The sequence below is a fragment of the Sneathiella sp. genome (genome assembly GCF_036960985.1).
Lineage (GTDB): Bacteria > Pseudomonadota > Alphaproteobacteria > Sneathiellales > Sneathiellaceae > Sneathiella.
This window is the reverse complement of record NZ_JBALWD010000009.1, coordinates 111,025-128,401: the sequence shown is the minus strand read 5'-3', so window position 1 is coordinate 128,401 and position 17,377 is coordinate 111,025. Positions and strand designations below refer to the sequence as shown.

Annotated in this window: 15 protein-coding genes; 5 read left to right on the top strand and 10 right to left on the bottom strand. The window is 44.1% G+C overall.

Going from position 1 to position 17,377, the window contains the following annotated elements; translation table 11 throughout:
* Positions 1 to 79 precede the first annotated feature (79 nt).
* Both V7723_RS07475 and V7723_RS07470 read right to left on the bottom strand, forming a co-directional pair.
* On the bottom strand, positions 80 to 955 hold the full coding sequence (locus tag V7723_RS07475; RefSeq protein WP_335683827.1) for a hypothetical protein: 876 nt from the start codon (positions 953 to 955) through the stop codon (positions 80 to 82).
* Between the two features lie 1,039 nt (positions 956 to 1,994).
* Complete coding sequence (locus tag V7723_RS07470; protein WP_335683826.1) at positions 1,995 to 3,926, bottom strand: hypothetical protein; 1,932 nt, start codon at positions 3,924 to 3,926, stop codon at positions 1,995 to 1,997.
* A gap of 597 nt (positions 3,927 to 4,523) precedes the next feature.
* Here V7723_RS07470 and V7723_RS07465 point away from each other — a divergent pair.
* Entirely contained in the window at positions 4,524 to 5,567 is a 1,044-nt protein-coding gene (locus V7723_RS07465; protein WP_335683825.1) for a tetratricopeptide repeat protein, read from the top strand.
* Positions 5,568 to 5,605: 38 nt separating this feature from the next.
* On the opposite strand, the gene V7723_RS07460 is transcribed toward V7723_RS07465, so the two are convergent.
* From V7723_RS07460 to V7723_RS07440, 5 genes are all read right to left on the bottom strand, one after another.
* Complete coding sequence (locus V7723_RS07460; protein WP_335683824.1) at positions 5,606 to 6,655, bottom strand: tetratricopeptide repeat protein; 1,050 nt, start codon at positions 6,653 to 6,655, stop codon at positions 5,606 to 5,608.
* 1,018 nt (positions 6,656 to 7,673) lie between these two features.
* Entirely contained in the window at positions 7,674 to 8,396 is a 723-nt protein-coding gene (locus tag V7723_RS07455; RefSeq protein WP_335683823.1) for an aspartate/glutamate racemase family protein, read from the bottom strand.
* Between the two features lie 131 nt (positions 8,397 to 8,527).
* Positions 8,528 to 9,484 carry a hypothetical protein gene (locus V7723_RS07450; RefSeq protein WP_335683822.1) on the bottom strand — a complete coding sequence of 319 codons (957 nt, stop codon included), beginning with the start codon at positions 9,482 to 9,484 and terminating at the stop codon, positions 8,528 to 8,530.
* A gap of 53 nt (positions 9,485 to 9,537) precedes the next feature.
* A complete protein-coding gene (locus tag V7723_RS07445) occupies positions 9,538 to 10,284 on the bottom strand; it encodes a tetratricopeptide repeat protein (RefSeq protein WP_335683821.1) in 747 nt (248 codons plus the stop codon).
* Between the two features lie 124 nt (positions 10,285 to 10,408).
* Positions 10,409 to 11,089 (bottom strand): recombinase family protein, encoded by a 681-nt coding sequence (locus V7723_RS07440; protein ID WP_335683820.1) that lies wholly within the window; start codon positions 11,087 to 11,089, stop codon positions 10,409 to 10,411.
* A gap of 234 nt (positions 11,090 to 11,323) precedes the next feature.
* On the opposite strand from V7723_RS07440, the gene V7723_RS07435 reads away from it, so the two are divergent.
* On the top strand, positions 11,324 to 12,184 hold the full coding sequence (locus tag V7723_RS07435; RefSeq protein ID WP_335683819.1) for a M48 family metalloprotease: 861 nt from the start codon (positions 11,324 to 11,326) through the stop codon (positions 12,182 to 12,184).
* A 361-nt stretch (positions 12,185 to 12,545) separates the two neighbouring features.
* Here the strand turns inward: V7723_RS07435 and V7723_RS07430 are convergent, their stop codons facing one another.
* The 3 genes from V7723_RS07430 to V7723_RS07420 all read right to left on the bottom strand — a co-directional run bounded on the left by V7723_RS07430 (position 12,546) and on the right by V7723_RS07420 (position 15,515).
* Positions 12,546 to 13,307 carry a hypothetical protein gene (locus tag V7723_RS07430; RefSeq protein ID WP_335683818.1) on the bottom strand — a complete coding sequence of 254 codons (762 nt, stop codon included), beginning with the start codon at positions 13,305 to 13,307 and terminating at the stop codon, positions 12,546 to 12,548.
* Between the two features lie 17 nt (positions 13,308 to 13,324).
* Positions 13,325 to 13,852 (bottom strand): hypothetical protein, encoded by a 528-nt coding sequence (locus V7723_RS07425; RefSeq protein ID WP_335683817.1) that lies wholly within the window; start codon positions 13,850 to 13,852, stop codon positions 13,325 to 13,327.
* A gap of 757 nt (positions 13,853 to 14,609) precedes the next feature.
* Positions 14,610 to 15,515: a proline iminopeptidase-family hydrolase gene (locus V7723_RS07420; protein WP_335683816.1), complete on the bottom strand. Its 906-nt coding sequence runs from the start codon at positions 15,513 to 15,515 to the stop codon at positions 14,610 to 14,612.
* 294 nt (positions 15,516 to 15,809) lie between these two features.
* On the opposite strand from V7723_RS07420, the gene V7723_RS07415 reads away from it, so the two are divergent.
* The 3 genes from V7723_RS07415 (at position 15,810) to V7723_RS07405 (ending at position 17,377) form a co-directional block, all read left to right on the top strand.
* Positions 15,810 to 16,469, top strand: coding sequence for a hypothetical protein (locus V7723_RS07415; protein WP_335683815.1), 660 nt, complete (start codon positions 15,810 to 15,812; stop codon positions 16,467 to 16,469).
* Positions 16,470 to 16,617: 148 nt separating this feature from the next.
* Positions 16,618 to 17,181: a hypothetical protein gene (locus V7723_RS07410; protein WP_335683814.1), complete on the top strand. Its 564-nt coding sequence runs from the start codon at positions 16,618 to 16,620 to the stop codon at positions 17,179 to 17,181.
* 4 nt (positions 17,182 to 17,185) lie between these two features.
* On the top strand, positions 17,186 to 17,377 hold the full coding sequence (locus V7723_RS07405; protein WP_335683813.1) for a DUF1737 domain-containing protein: 192 nt from the start codon (positions 17,186 to 17,188) through the stop codon (positions 17,375 to 17,377).

Here is a 17,377-nt window from a genome sequence, read left to right as displayed (position 1 = left end):
TGCTTGCAATTATTGTTAGTATTTGTTGCTTGCAGTAATAGATGAATGATTGTTTTTATTGGCTAAGGCAAGCACCTACCTAGTAATTTTCGTTAACCTCAACGAATTCATCATCATCCCAGTAATCAGCCTGAGTACCACGTAGTGCATGTTGCATATGGCCAAGCTTATCGCTAACTCTTTGTAGCAGTTGAACTGGAGTTCCGACGTTTTTACCACCTTCATCTAATACTGTGTCGCGAGTTATTGATCCCCCGTCATTGAAATACAAAGCATGATTAATCAGATGAAGTTCCTGCATACATTCCAAATTCAGATCTGCCAAAATTTCCGGATCTACGTCGGGCACGAAATAATTCTCTTCCATGTCACCTTCTGCATACTCAGGAACGGACATTCCTTTGCGCTTTAGTTCTATGGTGGCCTGCTCCGTTGCATGAGCATAATCGGCAGCGATCTTATTGGTATCGCTTAGATAATTGACTACTAAATCAAATACCGCTGGGGAAATATTCCAATGCCCCTGGTAGCCCTTATGGGGTGCGCCAGGCATACACTTAAAAGGCCCTTCGCTCGGTTTTCCCGAAAGACTATGGTCGGTTACAGCCTTAAGTATCGGGAACAGACTGAGATGTTCGATGTTAAGAAACTTCGCAATATTCTTGCTGTCGTATGATTCCGGAGCGACTGGATACCCATCTATGTTCGGTCGTCGAAAAGAGAATCTCTTTGCTACTTCATTTGTATTTGACATTAAGTCACACAAGTCATGAAAGGCGGTCGAAGATACCAAATAGGAATTGTAATTATCGTTTGTTGGTTTGATTGATATGCCTTGTGAAAGCCCGCCACCGGGATGCAGCTTTTTAATATTCTTCAATATTTCAAAGTGAGTGACGTCGAATAGGTCAGCGATAATCATGCTGTTTATTTGTTTTGTATTCTTGGTAGTCATTTTCGTTTCCTTAATTTTAAAAGAGGTAAACCGCAATTGTTGCGATTACTGGTTGAAGTTGATGGTTGGGTAGAATGTTGGTGTTAGAGCGCACAAAGGCATTCCGATGAGTTGACTGGCCATCGGGCCGAGGATCATCAGTCGTTTTTGATATGCTGGGTTTGCTTGGAGTTTTGATACTTCAAATGAATTAAACAGTGTATTCCTACACAGCACCATTTTCAGAGCATCAGGGTAATTAGGTGTTCAGGCAGTTCGATTTAGAAGTTGCCTAAAGATTGTCTTTTCATTTTCAAAACCGTCAGATTTCTCATCCTCAGGTCTCTTTTGTCGCCATTGCAGTATCGGATTATAGTTCTGGGCGGGGGATTGAGCAGAAGCCTTGCAACCGTCGTAAGTTTTCCGTTGTGTCGACACTTGACATAAAGACGACCACCTCCGTCACTGCTGGCAGTCCATTGGCTGGTTACTCCTGCTTCACGTAATCTGTAATATGAAGGTGTCTCGATGACCGCTATCGAGCCATCAGACAAAGGGATTTGAGCAATATGGTTGTTCAGATAATCCTTAGTGAAGATGGGTAATCGTTTAGTGGAATCATTATGAGGGGATGTTCGTATTCGACCAGAGGATGACTCAAGCCTATTGAGAGGCATGGAGTTGGGTTCTTGTGTGTTGTTGTTCATGATGTTTGTTCCTTGAAGAAAGTTGGTGCCACCAGTGGCGAAGACACAAAGACAACAGGATTACTATCGTGTTGCTGTAGGTGAACTTAAGTGCGTCGATAGTTGACCGTTGTAAGACTGTCGGTAGGCTTGAAGTTTGGCTTTGGGGAGGGGAGACCCCCTCCACTATTATGTCGTTTTGAATTAAGGGGGCCATCATCTCTATAGACTTTTCTTTTAGAGGACATGGCACCCTTTATGTATGATAATTATGGTCTCACCACACTACATGTAGATCCTATGGAAACAGGATTCTAAGAGTGATAATTATCAGGATGAATATTCGCAAAATTGATGATTGGTTCCTTTCTGTATTAATGGTTTTGTGTCTTGATCAAATGGGTCTGAAACCCACGCCCCACACCTGATTGGATTAGGGCCACATTGATTTCTTTAAGTCGTAGATAAAGATCGGATGTCGTGTCCTTGATGGTAGCTACAAGACGCTTCCACTGACGATCAGAGATACCGATCTCCCTCTTCAAGTCGCTTGCAGAGATTTTAAGGCTCCCCAAGCTGCCCATGAAGGCAACTAATGCAGAACCAAAATCGTTTCTCTTGAGTGGAGTAGTTGGCTGCGTGTCCAACTGTACTTTCCATCTCTTGACCCTGACCCCGGGCATTTCCTCTTTCAGCCCTTCCAGAATGGACGAACCGACAGTGTTGGGCGGTAGGAAGATATAGATACTGGTTGGCTCACAGTTACCCTTGTCATCGATGACACGGCGACACCTGACCCGGTTCATCGCCTGAATGACAGAAACAGTGATTTGATCTGTAATAAAGGACTGTCTCAGTTGCTTTGACTTTTTGAACCATTCATTGTTGGGAATGCCTTTGAAGGCAAGAAACGCATTTGCTGCCCAGGTTTGCGACCTGAATGGTAACCCGAAGATGACTGCCGTGTCGAAATCCTGCCAGTCATTCCGACCATCAACGGCACCGTAGTGACCCGTAGCAAACCCAGTGAACGGATGCTCAATGCCCACCAGGTTAGATTCAACTTGTTTGTGACAGCAGACCCATACTCGCGAAGATGATGGCACAGTATCGCCAAGGACGGCCATCAGATTGGCACTTCTGTCTTTTGCTCGATCAGTCATGCTTCCCTTGCCGAGACCCTTGATGTCTTTGCATATATGGAGGGTGACATTTGCATAGGATCTGACATCACGGGGTGTTGGTATGATTATGGCTTTGTCACCAAATAAGGCCCACACCTTGTTTTGTTTGCCCGTTGCATCAAGAAGAACAGGTCCGTTGATCTCGTCAGGTAGAGCAAGTTCAGCGGAGTTGATGGTGTTTAGTGTTCCTTTAGCTGCATAATAGCGCAACCGGTTCACCAGTACTTCAACTGCCACCAGTACTTTCACGTAAAGTTTGATCGACTGCTTTCTGTCGTTGTTGTCTGCATCTTGTGATTGCCAATGCTTGCCCGCCGACATGGCTTTCTTGAAATCAGAGATAAGCTCCGTGAGATCAAGCTGCTGGGCAAGGACCGACATATCGAAGTCAGGGATCAGATGCATTGATGCAACTTCTCCTTTCTTGACACGTTTGGTTTCAGAAACTGCGTTCATTTCCCACAGGATGTCGGCAACCTTCTTAAGGCAGTCCATGGCCGTTGCGTGTGGGCCATACAGGTTCATGGGGATCGCGGCTATCGTTTGTCGCACCTGCTGTGCTGTCACCTCGTGATGGCGCACCACGTCCAGCGCTTCATCAATGACAGTCAGTTGTCGTGAACCATAGAACCACTCATTAAGATGATCCCAGACATGCTCTTCTCCCTTGCAGGTTTTGTCCAGGGCGTTGTTGTAGGCCTGATGAGTGATGACCAACACCTGAATGTTCTGGAGTTCTTCACGGCTGACATTACTCTGGCTGTGATACGCTGAGGCCAAAGTCATTCCAGCTAGACGATTGATCTGTTCAGTGATGTCATTTGCTTGTTCGATCAGCCGCGTCACGATCAGGACGCCTACGGGACTTTCTCCAAAGCCAACAGGCTCTCCAAGAAAAGAGCACCAGACGGCCAGTCCCGTGGATTTACCTGACCCGGTAGGAGGTGTGAGAACTTTCCAGATTTCTCCATCAGGTGTACCGAAGCTGGCAATCTGGTTGTTGAATGTTTTACTCATGACGCCCCAAAGTTCTTCGAGGGATTTGCTAGGGGTGTAACTGAAGCGGCACCATTCTTTTCGCATGGCGTCGACGAATTTTGCTGTATTGACGGTATCGGACATAAGGGTCTCCTATAATGGGGTGATTTGTTGCCGAGATTATTTAAAACGAGGGAATGGAGACAGACGCCCAAACGAAATGGATTTAATGGTCATTGCCGAAAGGTGCTGTCGGTCAGAATAATCTTTGGCGCAGGGGGTCGCTAATAGCGGTACTTTTATTCGACAGGCCAAATATTGTGAGTGGCAGGGTCAAAAAGGAGTGAAGTCAAAGCAGGGCGGGATCAATCTGGAATGTAGGTATCTAAGACTGCTTTTATTGCGAATGTTTATTATCAGTCAGGAAAATCTTTGGCGAAGGGGGTCTCTATAAGTGGAACTTTTATTTCACTGGCTGCGTATTGAGAGAAGTAGGGTAGCAGAAGAACGGAGCCGAAGCAGGGTTGGGTCAGTTTGAAATTCGGTGATCTAAGACTGCACCTTTTGGTATTATCCGGCTTTGGTTTCAGATAATGCGCCTTTTATTAATCAGCGACTCTTGGATCTAGAACGGCACCTTTTAATATTTGACCAGCAAAGCAACAGATGTGTTTCTTTGTGCAGGTTAAATGTTAAGTAACGGTTAGGTTGTATTTTTCTTGGAATGAAGAAAGATACATCGTGAAACATATTTTAATATTCCTCACCTGCCTGCTTATGCTCAGTCCATTAATCTCGTGTAAGAACGAGGGCGCCCTTGCCTGGAAATCTCCTACGGAAGAACGGTATAGGGAACAGAATCCGAAATTATATGAAACCCTTCAACAAGCCAAGGCGCTGCTTGATGGGTATGGCGGCGATCAACGCGGGTTGATCAAAGCCAAACAACTTCTTGATGAAATTGTAGAACAGCGAAAAGACTTCGCCCCTGCCTATCGCGAATATGCGCGTCTATATTACAAAACGGGATATATCGGCAACGGTAAATGGAAACCTCGAACATTATCGTCGGCTCTGGCTGCCATTAAGAAAGCCATCCGGTTGGCGCCGGATTACGAAGATGCCTATGTCCTTCTCGGATATCACTATGTCGAGGACGGCTTGTACAAAGCTGCAGAAAAAGCTCTCGACAAAGCTGAGGAAATGGGATCGAAACTCCCCTGGCTGTATTTAAACAGAGTGCCGATCTATAAAAAGAACGGTGACAAGGCTAGTGTGCTTGCCATGTATGAAAGGGTAATTGAGGGGAGCACTGAAAACCAAAATTCCTATTCCTTCGCCCTTTCGGGCATGGCTGCCTTTTATCGTGATGCAGGGGACTATAGCGAGGCAAAATATTGGTTTGAGAAACAGATCGATTTCAATCCGACTGCCTGGGGGATTGGTGAATATGCCCGCTATCTTTTATTTTGGCGGGGGGATGCAGATAATTCAATCCGGTATGGGGAGCAGGCTATCGCCGTAATGAATTATGGTGTCGGTCGCTACAATCTGGCTTGTGCCTACTACCTCAAATGGTCCGAAGTGGCGGCTACCGAAGGAGACAAAGAAGCGAGGCAGTACTTTGAGCGTGCCTACGAATTATTCCCGGATTACGAGAAAGTTGGTCGTCGTTTTTCTAGAAACGCGCATCTTAAAAAAGCTGGCTTCGATTTGCTAAATCGCAGGCATGAAGTTGGTGACGCGAGGCAATCAAAAGGTAGAAAAAGACCAGCTACTTTTTAACAACAAATTCTGTGGGTGAACTTGTCGTCTTGCTCCCGCTACATCTTTTTTCCTTCTTTCTTGGATTGTGCAATAATTTCGTCAACTTTTTCGGCGACTATATAGGAAACCGAGCGTGTATTTGGATGTTTTCCTAGCCGATCCATGGCTGTGAGGATTTCTGGAAAGAGTTCATTGGCTCTGTCAAACATAGCCGGGGCCTCGCCGTCATCGAGTGAACGGCTTACTTCAGCCCATCTTGCATAAAGAGCCATGCCAAGTATTTCTTTTGTATAGTCTGACGGCGATAGAGCCAATGACCGTTCGCCAACTTCGACAGCTTTTTTGAAATCTGCCATCTGGAAGATAAGAAAAGAGCAATAACTGTTAAGGTGAGACGCTGTCGGTTCATACTCAATAGCCTGTTGGTAAAACACATCCGCCGTTTCATAATCTCCTGAAAAACGAAATGTATTGGCGTATTCGTAGAGGGCAAAGTGATAAGCTGGTCTGTCAGTTATTGCAGTATCAAGAACAACTTGAAAAAGCAGCCCCGCCGCCTCCCATTTTTTTTCCGCTTCTAGTAAGGTGGCGTTGTAAAGATAGAGCCAAGGTGATTTAGAACCAAGGCGATCTGCGTTTTGCAGTGCTAATTTGGCTTCTCTGTAAAGGTACATTTTTTGATAAATATATCCTAGTAAGGCATAGGCATCCGCATATGTCGGTTCCAACTTGAGGGCCTGCAGAACTGCTGTCTCTGCTCTTGTTTTTGAATCTTTTGAATAACCGGGGCCAGAATCATGCCCCATGACCTGCCCGGTTATGTATCCAATTTCCAATGATAGTTGAGCATACGCGACATATGCGGGTGCGAAGTTGAGATTAATTTCCAAAATCTCAGTCAGCTCGGCATTTGCCTGTTCTAGGTTTTCCGGGTGCCTGCCAGGTAGATTGAGGAGTGCTTTCGCACTGAGATATTTTTCAAACAACGCTGAATTGTTAGTTTTGTATTTTTGCTCTACAGGAGAAAGTATGGCATCCGCATTGGCGTAAGTCGGAACAGAAATCAGTAAAAAAAGACCGATAATTACTAGAATAATTGGTTTCATGGGTATCGCCTCAAACAGAACTTTAAATTTTCAGGTAATGGACTGTGCCGTTCCATATCTAATAGGAAAAATAGTCCCGGTTTATTTTTACAAGCCACAAATAGAGAAAACCGCCGAATATCATAACTAGAATTGTTGCATATGATCCATATCGAAAAGGCGGAGATGCTGTTATTTCTGCTAATAGTCCAATATCCCTATCAACGGGAGATGATGTGATGAGGGTCATTTGGAATAGAAAGGTTGGGTCGAAATATATGATTAGGCCTGAAAATGAAGTATACGCAATACTGATCCAGACCCACGCAAGTGCCAACGGATATCCCCATTCTTTTCTAGTAACAAGCGCTAGAAGAAGAGCTAAGCCTCCCCAGAAGAAAAATCCCAGAAAACCATAGAGCGGAAATAAAAAATTATATTTTTCGGCAAGTCCAAAAATTCCGGGATTAAAGAATAGGGCATCTATAGGCCCCCACATTCCCGTTACTATCGAAAATAACATTAGAATGAAAAATACTACTCGCATATACGACCCATACGTTGAAGTGGTGTTTCATTCAATGTGCACAAAATTCGTTAATATTTAGTTTGCGAGTTGAACAAATACAACTAGAAGGGTTGTCAGAGGAAAATATTTGATCCGCAAAAAATGGTAAGACTTCATTGCATATGCGCCAGCCAACCATGCCTGCCAGCCTTTCAAACTGGCTGCGCTGACGGCAAAAGATCAGGATGCCAAAGTGAATTTGTGACTCGCAGTAACAGAAAACAACATACGGCCAAACCGGTAGTCTCGCCAATACTTCCTTAATGGGGAACTTATTCTAGAAGGCAAGAAAAAAGGGCTGCACTTTGAGTGATCAGTAGACCTTCAGGCCAACCCTTGTAGGCTGGCATGGATAGCGATAAATCAGATTACGAGGAACGTACTGTCTTCACTTAGGTGACAAACTGCTATTTTTAATTCGTTCAAAGCTAACACTTCAAGATCTCGTTCTTTGGTTCGTCGCTTTTTCGATTAGGTGCGCGTCAGAATTTGCTCCACATGTAACTTGGCCATGTCAATATGCGGAAACTCAGGTGGTACCTCTGAATAAAAGGACGATAAATCGGTGCCCGCCAAAATGATCGCTTGAGCGCCCTGTCTCATCAAATTATCGGCCACTCCGTTTAAATATTCCACTTCAACGGGAGTATTGCGTTTACCAAAAAGAGCTATGTCGTTGTATGTCTCGTGTACCGTTTCGAGAACATCAGGATTAAGCTTGACGACACTCTTTTCCGGCACTGCCCCAAACATATCCGTCAACAGAACCGCCCGGTTTCCAAATATTGCAACTCGCTCAAGCCCTAAATCATTCAAGATGGGGCGAACGGTTTCAAGCAAATTCACAATCGGGCCATTTGAGTTTTTCGATATCTCGTCGATAGCGAGATGCGGGGCCACAGCCGTGACGGTGACATGATCGACCCCTGCGTCAAAAAGCTCGTTTGCTAGCCCGCTCAAATAGCTACCGAGGCCGACCGGGTCACCTTTGCCAACGTGAGCCAAAACGGTATTGACGTCAGCATGGCGTATACTGAGATCAAGTTTTTTCCCTGCCTCATTATAGTGACGTAAAATCTGGTCGTAATAAAATATGCCTGCGCGAAATGCCAGGCCACCGATCAATCCGATATGGCCAGAGTAGAAGGAAACAATTTCTCGATCTTTCAACAAGTTCATTTTACTAGATACCATTATTTCCGCCTTATCCGAGCATGCGTTATAATATTCACCGGCCTGTTTTTACTAAGGACCAAAAAATACTGCGCTAGCGGAGTAATTACTACACTCTTATTTGGTTGTATAAAATAGCCTATCCAGGTTTTCTAATTGTACTTAGGTTGTTTTATCTTTTCGCTCAATTTATTTATGAACGCTAAGTCACCACCTTCTTCAACAGACAGTAAAATAACTATGTATTCCCAGTCAGCGTTTTGATTGCCATATATTTTGTAAACACTGTCTTCATAAGAACTTCCAACCTGCAGTAACTCAATTTTGCTGATAGACTCGTAAGGCATTTCATAGATAGACAATTTCCCATCCGTTTGTTCGTAGCTTATCAGCCTATTATCCGTAAGTAGTTGCCCTCCCTCTAATACGCTGAAAAACCCTTCACAATAAAGAAACTCAATACTATCAGATGGGTTGACAATGGATTTATCGACAAGAGTTTCGAGCTGATAGTTTGGAATGTCCTTTCCTACAATTACCTTTGTCTCAGGAAGAATACCGATTTCTAAGAGAGTACCTAACGCGACGACAAAAAGGATAACTATAGATACGATTGATCCTAGGATGATCAGCCACCAATTTTTCTTCGTTTTCGTAGGTTCATCGATAGTATATTTTCTCAGTGCAAGCCAACCACGAAAACCGTAAATGCTAATTACTACAAGAATAATTGCCATCAAAATCCCTTCGCCGGGCGCTGAAAGAGATTTGAGAATAATTTCTACAATCAACCAAATGAAGACAGCTGGTATCACGGAAAAAGATTTACTTCTTATTTTAAAACCTAACCAAAGAGACACAGCTATGGCCGCTACCATCAACCCCATCTGTACATAAAATTCAAATTCGTCGGATGGTTTGGGAGAAAAGATGGCTTTACCGGTTCCAAGTAAAAACCCTAGATTTACCGTGTAACCGAATGTTATATAAAATGCTACAAATTGTATCGAGAGCGCGGCTTTTATTGCACTGGCCTCATCATCTATAACGTTCCAAAGACCAAAGAGCTTGTTTTTCTTCTGATTTGGTTCCGCTTTATTACCTGTCATTTTATCCCTCACGCTATCTATGCCGTCGCCCGTAACGAGTGCTCGATGCTCTATTAACAGCCTTTGTATTCTTTCTTGATGCAGACTTGGATACGTTTCCGTGCCTTGGAAATGAATGCCGGTGACATTTTTCTCTCTATGTCGTCCTTGAGCTTTGTATTGCCTCCATTGGCAGCAGCTAGGGCCGCCCAAATGTAAGCCTGTTCAAAGTCTTTTTGAACGCCCTGACCAGAAACATACATAATGCTTAGGCCATACTGAGCCGCAGCATTACCTTGTTCTGCGGCACGGGAGAACCACTTGTAAGCTTCAGTATGATTTTTAGGAACCATTCGACCATCATAAAACATCCGGCCCAAGTCGTGCTGAGCAGCCGCAAAGCTTTGTTGGGCGGCACGTGTCATCCATTTGACTGCTTGTTCTTTGTCTTTTCTGACACCTTTACCCGTCTCATACATTACACTCAGGTTGTATTGTGCGGTGTCGTATCCTTGTTCCGCCGCGAGTGTGTACCATTTGGCAGCCTGCTCATAATCTTGAACAACCCCGCGCCCCGATCCGTACATCCTGCCTAACATTGCCTGAGCAAAAGGAAGCCCTTGTTCTGCAGCAAGGGTAAACCACTTGGCCGCCTGTTCGTCGCTTTTTGGAACGCGTCGCCCAGTCAGATACATTGAAGCGAGATAGGACTGTGCCCTTGCTTGGCCACTTTCGGCGAGTGGTTTTAGTTCTTTCAGGGCAGTCTCATAATCACCTTCCTTTAAAGCAATTACACCAGACTCAAAATCCGCTGCAAACACGGGGGTGATACTCAGAATTCCTAGTATGACAGCAGCTAGTGGGAGACAATTTCTCATGGATCCTCTCAGAATGGTATTCTTCACAAGGGCTGATAGTAACTTGAGGTTGTTAATAAAGAGTTGTTCATTCTAGCCTTTGCAGCAACCTCGAAACGCTTGTTGGATGCCAATGATTGCCGCGATCAGTCACATACCCTCGTTCGTTCAGTTGCCCACAGATTGCCCTCACACCGTCAACACCATCCGCCCTGATAGCTTCCACCACAGGTCGCATCCGTTCTGCCATAGCGTTAGCCTTCGCCTTGTTAATTCTAGGCGCTGGGCTGTTGCCTGGGATGAGGTTCGCTACATTCCCCAAAGGCAGCCCTCTGGCTTTCCGTGCAGCAAGCCCTGCCTTAGTCCTTTCACTGATCAGCTGCGCCTCATACTCAGCCACGGCAGACATTATCTGGATCATGAAGCGATTAGCGCTGGGCATATCGGCTGCCCTGAAGTCCACGCTACTGTCCAATAAAGCTGACACGAAAGAGACGTTACGTGCTAGTCGATCAAGCTTAGCGACGATCAATGTAGCCTTGTTCCTTTTAGCATGCGCCAGCGCCCTAATCAGTTCCGGTCTGTCTTTCTTCTTGCCGCTCTCCACTTCTATGTAGGGAGGCGCTATCAAGTCGCCATCAATGCCACTGACGTAGGTCTCAACGGCCTTCTGCTGTGCCTCAAGGCCTAGTCCAGACCGTCCTTGCTTATCTGTTGAAACCCTGTAGTAGGCAACGAAGCGGGACGATTGCGAGGCATCTTGAGCCATGATTTGCACCTGTTGTTACATATATGAACGAACGTTGGATGTATGTAACATTCCGGAATCCAAGGTGTCAACGATTGGTATTTCGAGTGGTGTTCATCGGTACCAACATCCACAAAAATAATCTGCTCGTAACAACACCATCATTGCATGCACTTTAAAAGAGATTTAGATTCGGTCAATTACCAGATTTAGGTTGGTCCTATAAATTACAAAGAGCATGGCATGAGAAGTACGATGATCCGGCCCCTGAGGCACTTTCTATCTTTAGCATTCGTACCTTTCATGTTGATGTCCTGCGCGGTGCCAGAACTCCCAACAAAAGACTACACCGGTCCTGTTGCCAGTGAAAAAGAAGTTAAAGAAGCAGAGGCTTCCGCAAAATTGTTGGATGGCGTAAATAAAAATCAGCTGTCAGCCGAACAACGTGAAGAGATGATGAGAAGCGTTTATGCCAAAGTCAGTCAGTCTGGGAGCGAGGTTTGTGCAACTGTTAGTGTGCGAAATTTTCGATATTGCCGAAAGTTCAAATTGATAGTTTCTGATAATCCAAGCCTAAATTCCTATCCTTTTGACACAAGCGATATAAATATTCATAAGGATCTCCTGAGCTATACTGACAATGAAGATGAGATGGCCTTGTTAATAGCGCACAACATGGCTCATCATTTGGCCAATCATATTAACGAAGATTACGAGAGAACTCGAACCGATTTCAATACTGTAAAATATAAGGCTGATATGTGGTTATGGATATATGGCAAACCACTCAGTAAATCTGAAAACCCGACCGGTTCAGGGTTCGAAGAAAGCGGCGCTCATAGCTATTCTATTTACCAAGAATATGAAGCCGACTATCTCGCCGCTTACCTAGTCAATAGTGCCGGATATAGCATTGATAAAGCGATAGTGTTCTATGAGAAAATGTACTTTCTTAATCCAAAAACAGGAAAAGAAGTAAAAACTGAAGCTGGCTTATTTGATACTCACCCGTTCTCGTTGGTGCGGATAGCTCGTCTTCAAAACGCAGCAAAGGAAATTGCTGAGAAACGTAATGAGAAACAGCCGGTAGTTCCGAACGAAGACAGCAGCAATTGAGAGTGCAAGTTGAAGGCTCATTTCAACTAGAAAATAAAAACGGCCACTATTTCGTACTGAGAAAATATTAATCAGCAAGACATAATGACTACCTTCGTAGCCAAATGGAGGAACCGAAGGTGCCATGGGGGAGTAACTTCACGACAACTGTATGTATACCCTCTCGAATTTTTGCGGCAACACTATTTCAAGCTTTCTTTCGCCATTGTGTGTGTTCGCTTTTATCGGTGTAGCAGACATGGTAGTTGCCTATGGCGAACGTTTGAATTTGACCCTTAGCGGACAATCAGTCGAGTGTCGTATGCAACGTCCATTTTCGGCCATTAGCGGACATTCGATTACTATTAGCGCTGATGAGATTTCATCTTATAAGTTTTCGCCGTTCAACTTCTGCGATTCCCGTATTTGTAATTAGATAGTGATTCTTGTTTTGATGAATAAACGCCTTATCGAGAGACAGGCGGGTAAGAGTTCTTCGTAGGTTTGTTTGCATGGCGGGTAAAACCCAACTCTCAATATCATTGTATTTAGCACCTTCGCTACCTTTATGATATAGCAGCACAAGGCAGAATTCACTAGCTTTGAGTTTTGGATTGAGAACTTTTAAAAATCCATCAAACTCTTGAACTATAGGAGCTTTTCTCGATACTAAATTTTCAATTAGCGAGGTGGCTTCATCTGCTGAGATCTCGTGGTAAAGGCGGACGAACTCCGATAGAACCCAATCGAGAACAGAAACTACCAGTGTTGCATCCTGCAAGTTGGGGTCAATTCCATCTGCCAAATGAGCAGCATCTCGATTGTTTCTAATATCATATACGATTCGTAATGCTCTGGGTATGTAGAGGCGTATTGAGTCTGGAAAGCTGTTAGCGGTAAGGTTGCTAAGAAAGGATATTAGCTTTTCAGTATTCAAGCTTTTGCCTAAGGGAGTGAAATTGCCTGTGCTGCAGATTTCCAAGACTCTAAACGCTGCCTCACAAAAACGCCCACCTTCTACCGCACTGAGGCGGTGACCACCCTCATAGTAATTAGCTTTCGCCTCCTCATAGGAATCCAACAGCTCATCAACTAATTGCGAATCTATGGAAGCCACTAATCCTGAATATATGGTGTCTCGCATTCCCTGAACTCCAGAGTTTAAGATTTGCTATCTGGCGTGCCAGCAAGCATAGATTTTATATAAGTGTGACCTGCTGTCGTGAGCTTGTACTTTTTTCGTGCTTGTTTTGAACTACCGCTTTTCGCTGTTTGCATTACAAGGGCAGGTTTTTTAGCCTTCAACGAATTTAGAGAATCGGTAATATTTTTGAGACCATGACCTAAGTTCTTCAGGTGAGAATTCGCATCTTGGCTAGGAAATTCCGATTTTGCCTCTCCTGTATGCATCCAGTACCCCGCAACCAAAGCACGCTCCACATCCGTCTTAGGCCTTGCGGCATCATATAGATCCGCAATATCGCTAAACTCCAAACCAAGCAGGTTGTCGCTTGCGTCGCCGCTATCTTGAAGCCCGGCTGGAGGCTCATGCTGTCCAGTAACTTTCACCAAGTACCTGTCGCCGGCCCACCTCAAGATTCGTTGAACGGTAGATTTATCATCTTCATCGAATGCATCTAAAGCACCAGTGATAGCCATCATTGCCGCAATTTCTTTGTCTTCATTCATTTTCTTTACCCTAATAATTTATTAGAATTTGATACTAGTAGATGTGCGATATTAATGTCAATAACATTTTTTTTTATTGTTTTTTTCTTGGTTAAAATTCAACGAAATAGTATAAATCACATGATTATTAAATTAATATATATAAATCAATCAGTTAGAGTAATTTTTAACATTGGCATATCTATCTAATAGGAGTTATATCAAATAGAAACAACCAAGTAGCTTGCTTCAATTTTGCGAACAGTAAACGAGGGAGTAGCTGTCTAACAGAATTTTAGGCTGTATCTGTATTTTCAAGTGAGAGACAGATGCTACCTATTTGTTACAGAATAGAGCGGCAAGAGAATGTCCGCTTCGGGCCGTTTCTAGTCCTTTATACCGCAGGAATTCGAACTCTGTGAGTTTCCGCTATTGGGACATATCAGATCTAACAAACGGCTTCTCACAACGTCTGCTTTCTGATAGCAATTAGATCATACCGTCACCCTTAAACGCATGCTCTAGTTTTGTCTGCGAGTATTTTTCGTTTAAGTCGGGTTTGACAACTGGTTAGCACTGGTGTGGATTTTGGTGGGACTAGATGTCTACAACAGACTCTTCTCGTCTTCTAAAAGCGTTGAAAAACTGCCATTCCTGCGGTTTAAAATACCCCTATAAGTCCTTGGTAAGGGAGAGGCCGACAGTTCGAATCTGTCCGGCGGCACCAGAAATCCCCTTAACAATTAAAAAGATGACCAGACGAAAATCTTCTCATTTTTTATGCATGTTTTTGTTGAATATCTAGAAATTGAAGCAATATTTTCCTGAATTTTACCGGTTCTTCGAAGAACGGTGTATGCGAGCTTTCCAAAAATAGCTCCATTTTAGCATTGGGAAATTTTTGATACATTTGTTGAGCACAATTTGATGTGATTTCGTCAAACTGACCGACAATAATTAAAACCGGACAATGAACCGATTTGATATCTTCTACTCTATTCCAGTTCGCCAATTCACCAGTATACACAAATTCATTTGGTCCCTGCATGTGTTCGTAAATATGTTCGGACATATTATCTACAGAGCGCTGCAGAGCAGTAGGCCTTTCCTTGAGCCGGCAAACATGTCGATAGTCCAATAGGGTGATCGCGGCTTTGTATTCCGGATGTTCAAAGGTACCCGCGGCTTCGTGGGCTAGCATCATTTGAAAGATTTCTTGGCCGAGTTCCGATCTTAATCGATTTAATTCCGACACAAGAAAAGGGATGTCCGCACAAGTGTCCTCCAAAATTAGGGAAAGGAGGTTTTCCCCATATGAGCACGCGTATTCGATGGCAAGCCATCCTCCCCAACTATGACCGAGAAGGTGGGCCGGACCGTCAACAAGCTCCTTTCGGACAGCGTCAACTTCTTCGCAATAGCGTTTCAAAGTATAGAGGCTGGTATCATTTGATCTGTCACTTGACCCTGTTCCAAGCTGATCAAAGGCGATAAAGCGGTAGGAGTTGTCGGCGAGAAAGCTATGGGATTCTCGAATATAATCACAAGGCACGCCGGGGCCACCATTCAAGGCGATTACTGAAGGGAGAGCTGGGTCATCATTGTAGATATAGCATGCAACCTGCCCGCCGGGTACTTTGACGTAAACCAGCCGATCCCATGTTTGGTAATTGTCTTCAGACATAACAAGTAACCCAAAAAAACTTTTATCTTGATACATGCATGCGACATTGCAAAGAAGGTTCTATCTGCGTGCGGCAATTTGCGAAATTAGATGGAAAACTATCCAAACGCAATTCACAACACAATCAGAGTTCAAATTTTTCTAATACATAGTTGTAAAAATACTATGTTAAATCAATAAAAGATTGTTTTCCTTGCAAGCTTATGAATAATGGCTGATGAAATTCCCCTTTTGGTAGAATTCAAGAAGTAAATAGGGATTGTCGCCTATTAAATGTTGAGGAGTACAGTAAAAATGAGTCGTTTTAATTTTCCTTTGAAACTTGTGAGCAAATTGGGTGCCATATTAGCGTTTGGTATCCTTTTGTCCGCCTGTGCGGTCGGAAATAAGTATGATTACAAAGACCAGCCCATCGACCTGGCCGCTAGTTCTGATCAGAAAATCGGGGTTTCCGTAGTAGACCAACGCATATACATCGTGTCCGGCGAAAAGCCTGCAGATTTTGTTGGTTTGCAACGTGGTGGATTTGGTAATCCGTTTGATGTGAATACGAAATCGGGCGGCCCCATGGCCGACTCCTTTGCGTTTGCCATCGCAGAGGGGTTGAAATCTCGTGGCATTGATGCTGGCGTGGTGCTGACGTCTCCAACATCAAATCGCGCAGAGGTGAGAGGGCAAGTGATAGCCGGTGATTTTTCGAAATATCTAATTGTTTATCTCACCGAATGGAAATCGGACACACTCGTAAATGTAAAGTTCATTTATGACATAACCGCCGAGGTCGTGGCTAAAAATGGAACGGTTTTGGCTGTGAATAAGATGGAAAATACGGAAGTTTTAGGCGGCGATTTTGGAAATCCGCCAGCTTTTGCTAAAGAGAATATTCCTATTGCTTTTCGAAGAGTGATGAAAGAACTGATTAGTGATCCGGCAATTTTGGCTGCTTTAAAATAGGTCCACTTTATGCGTATCAAAATGCTTCGTTTTCCGAATGGGAGACGAGGCATTTTGTCGTTCCGGGGATTAAAAATGTGATAAAAACTTGAAGTTAGATAAGTGAGCTAGAATAGTTGCTTTCCCGATAGAGTGTTAGGATCCACGAGTGCCCAAAATTTTACCCTTCATAATTATTGTTAGTGCGTTCGGGTTGTTTGGATGGGCAGGATACGATTACGTCGAGAGTGGCGAGGAAGCCGGCGTAATAAACCTTCCCGGCAAAACAGGCAGCTCAAACCTTATTAACTTGGATCCCAGCATGTCTCCAATGCGGGTGTTGCTAAAAGTTGATTATGAAATTGACTTATTGGAGGCGGATAATAAAGCCTTTGAGTATGGTGTTATCCTGAAGAGTACGAATAGTGGGGCGTTGTTCGATGTCATGGGGGCACAGCGAATTAAACGCGAAGGTAATACGCCTGAGTTTGATAGCAATACGGCACTAATTGTATTAGCGACATTTGATATTCCTACAGCCGGTGCCTATATTTTTGATTGGGAAGTTGACGACCAAGAAGCAAAAATTTCTGATCAGTGGATAGTCATGCGACGCAATGTCAGACCTGCGCCGTGGCCACTTGTGATTTTAGGCGTAGTCTGCTTTGTTTTGGGTATAATCTCGTTGCGGTATCGGCAGCGTAGATCCGGAAAAAGACGTAACGAAGGATAAATTAATGACAGACGAGAAACCAAACTATCGCTTGCTTACGGGTGAGGATAATCACGAATTCTGCCTTCGTGTCAGTGATGCATTGGCGGAAGGCTATGTCTTATATGGGTCACCGGCTGCAACCTATGATACGAACACGGATCGGATGCTGGTTGCACAAGCGGTGATACGACCAGAAACCCCGGCAGTTCGATAG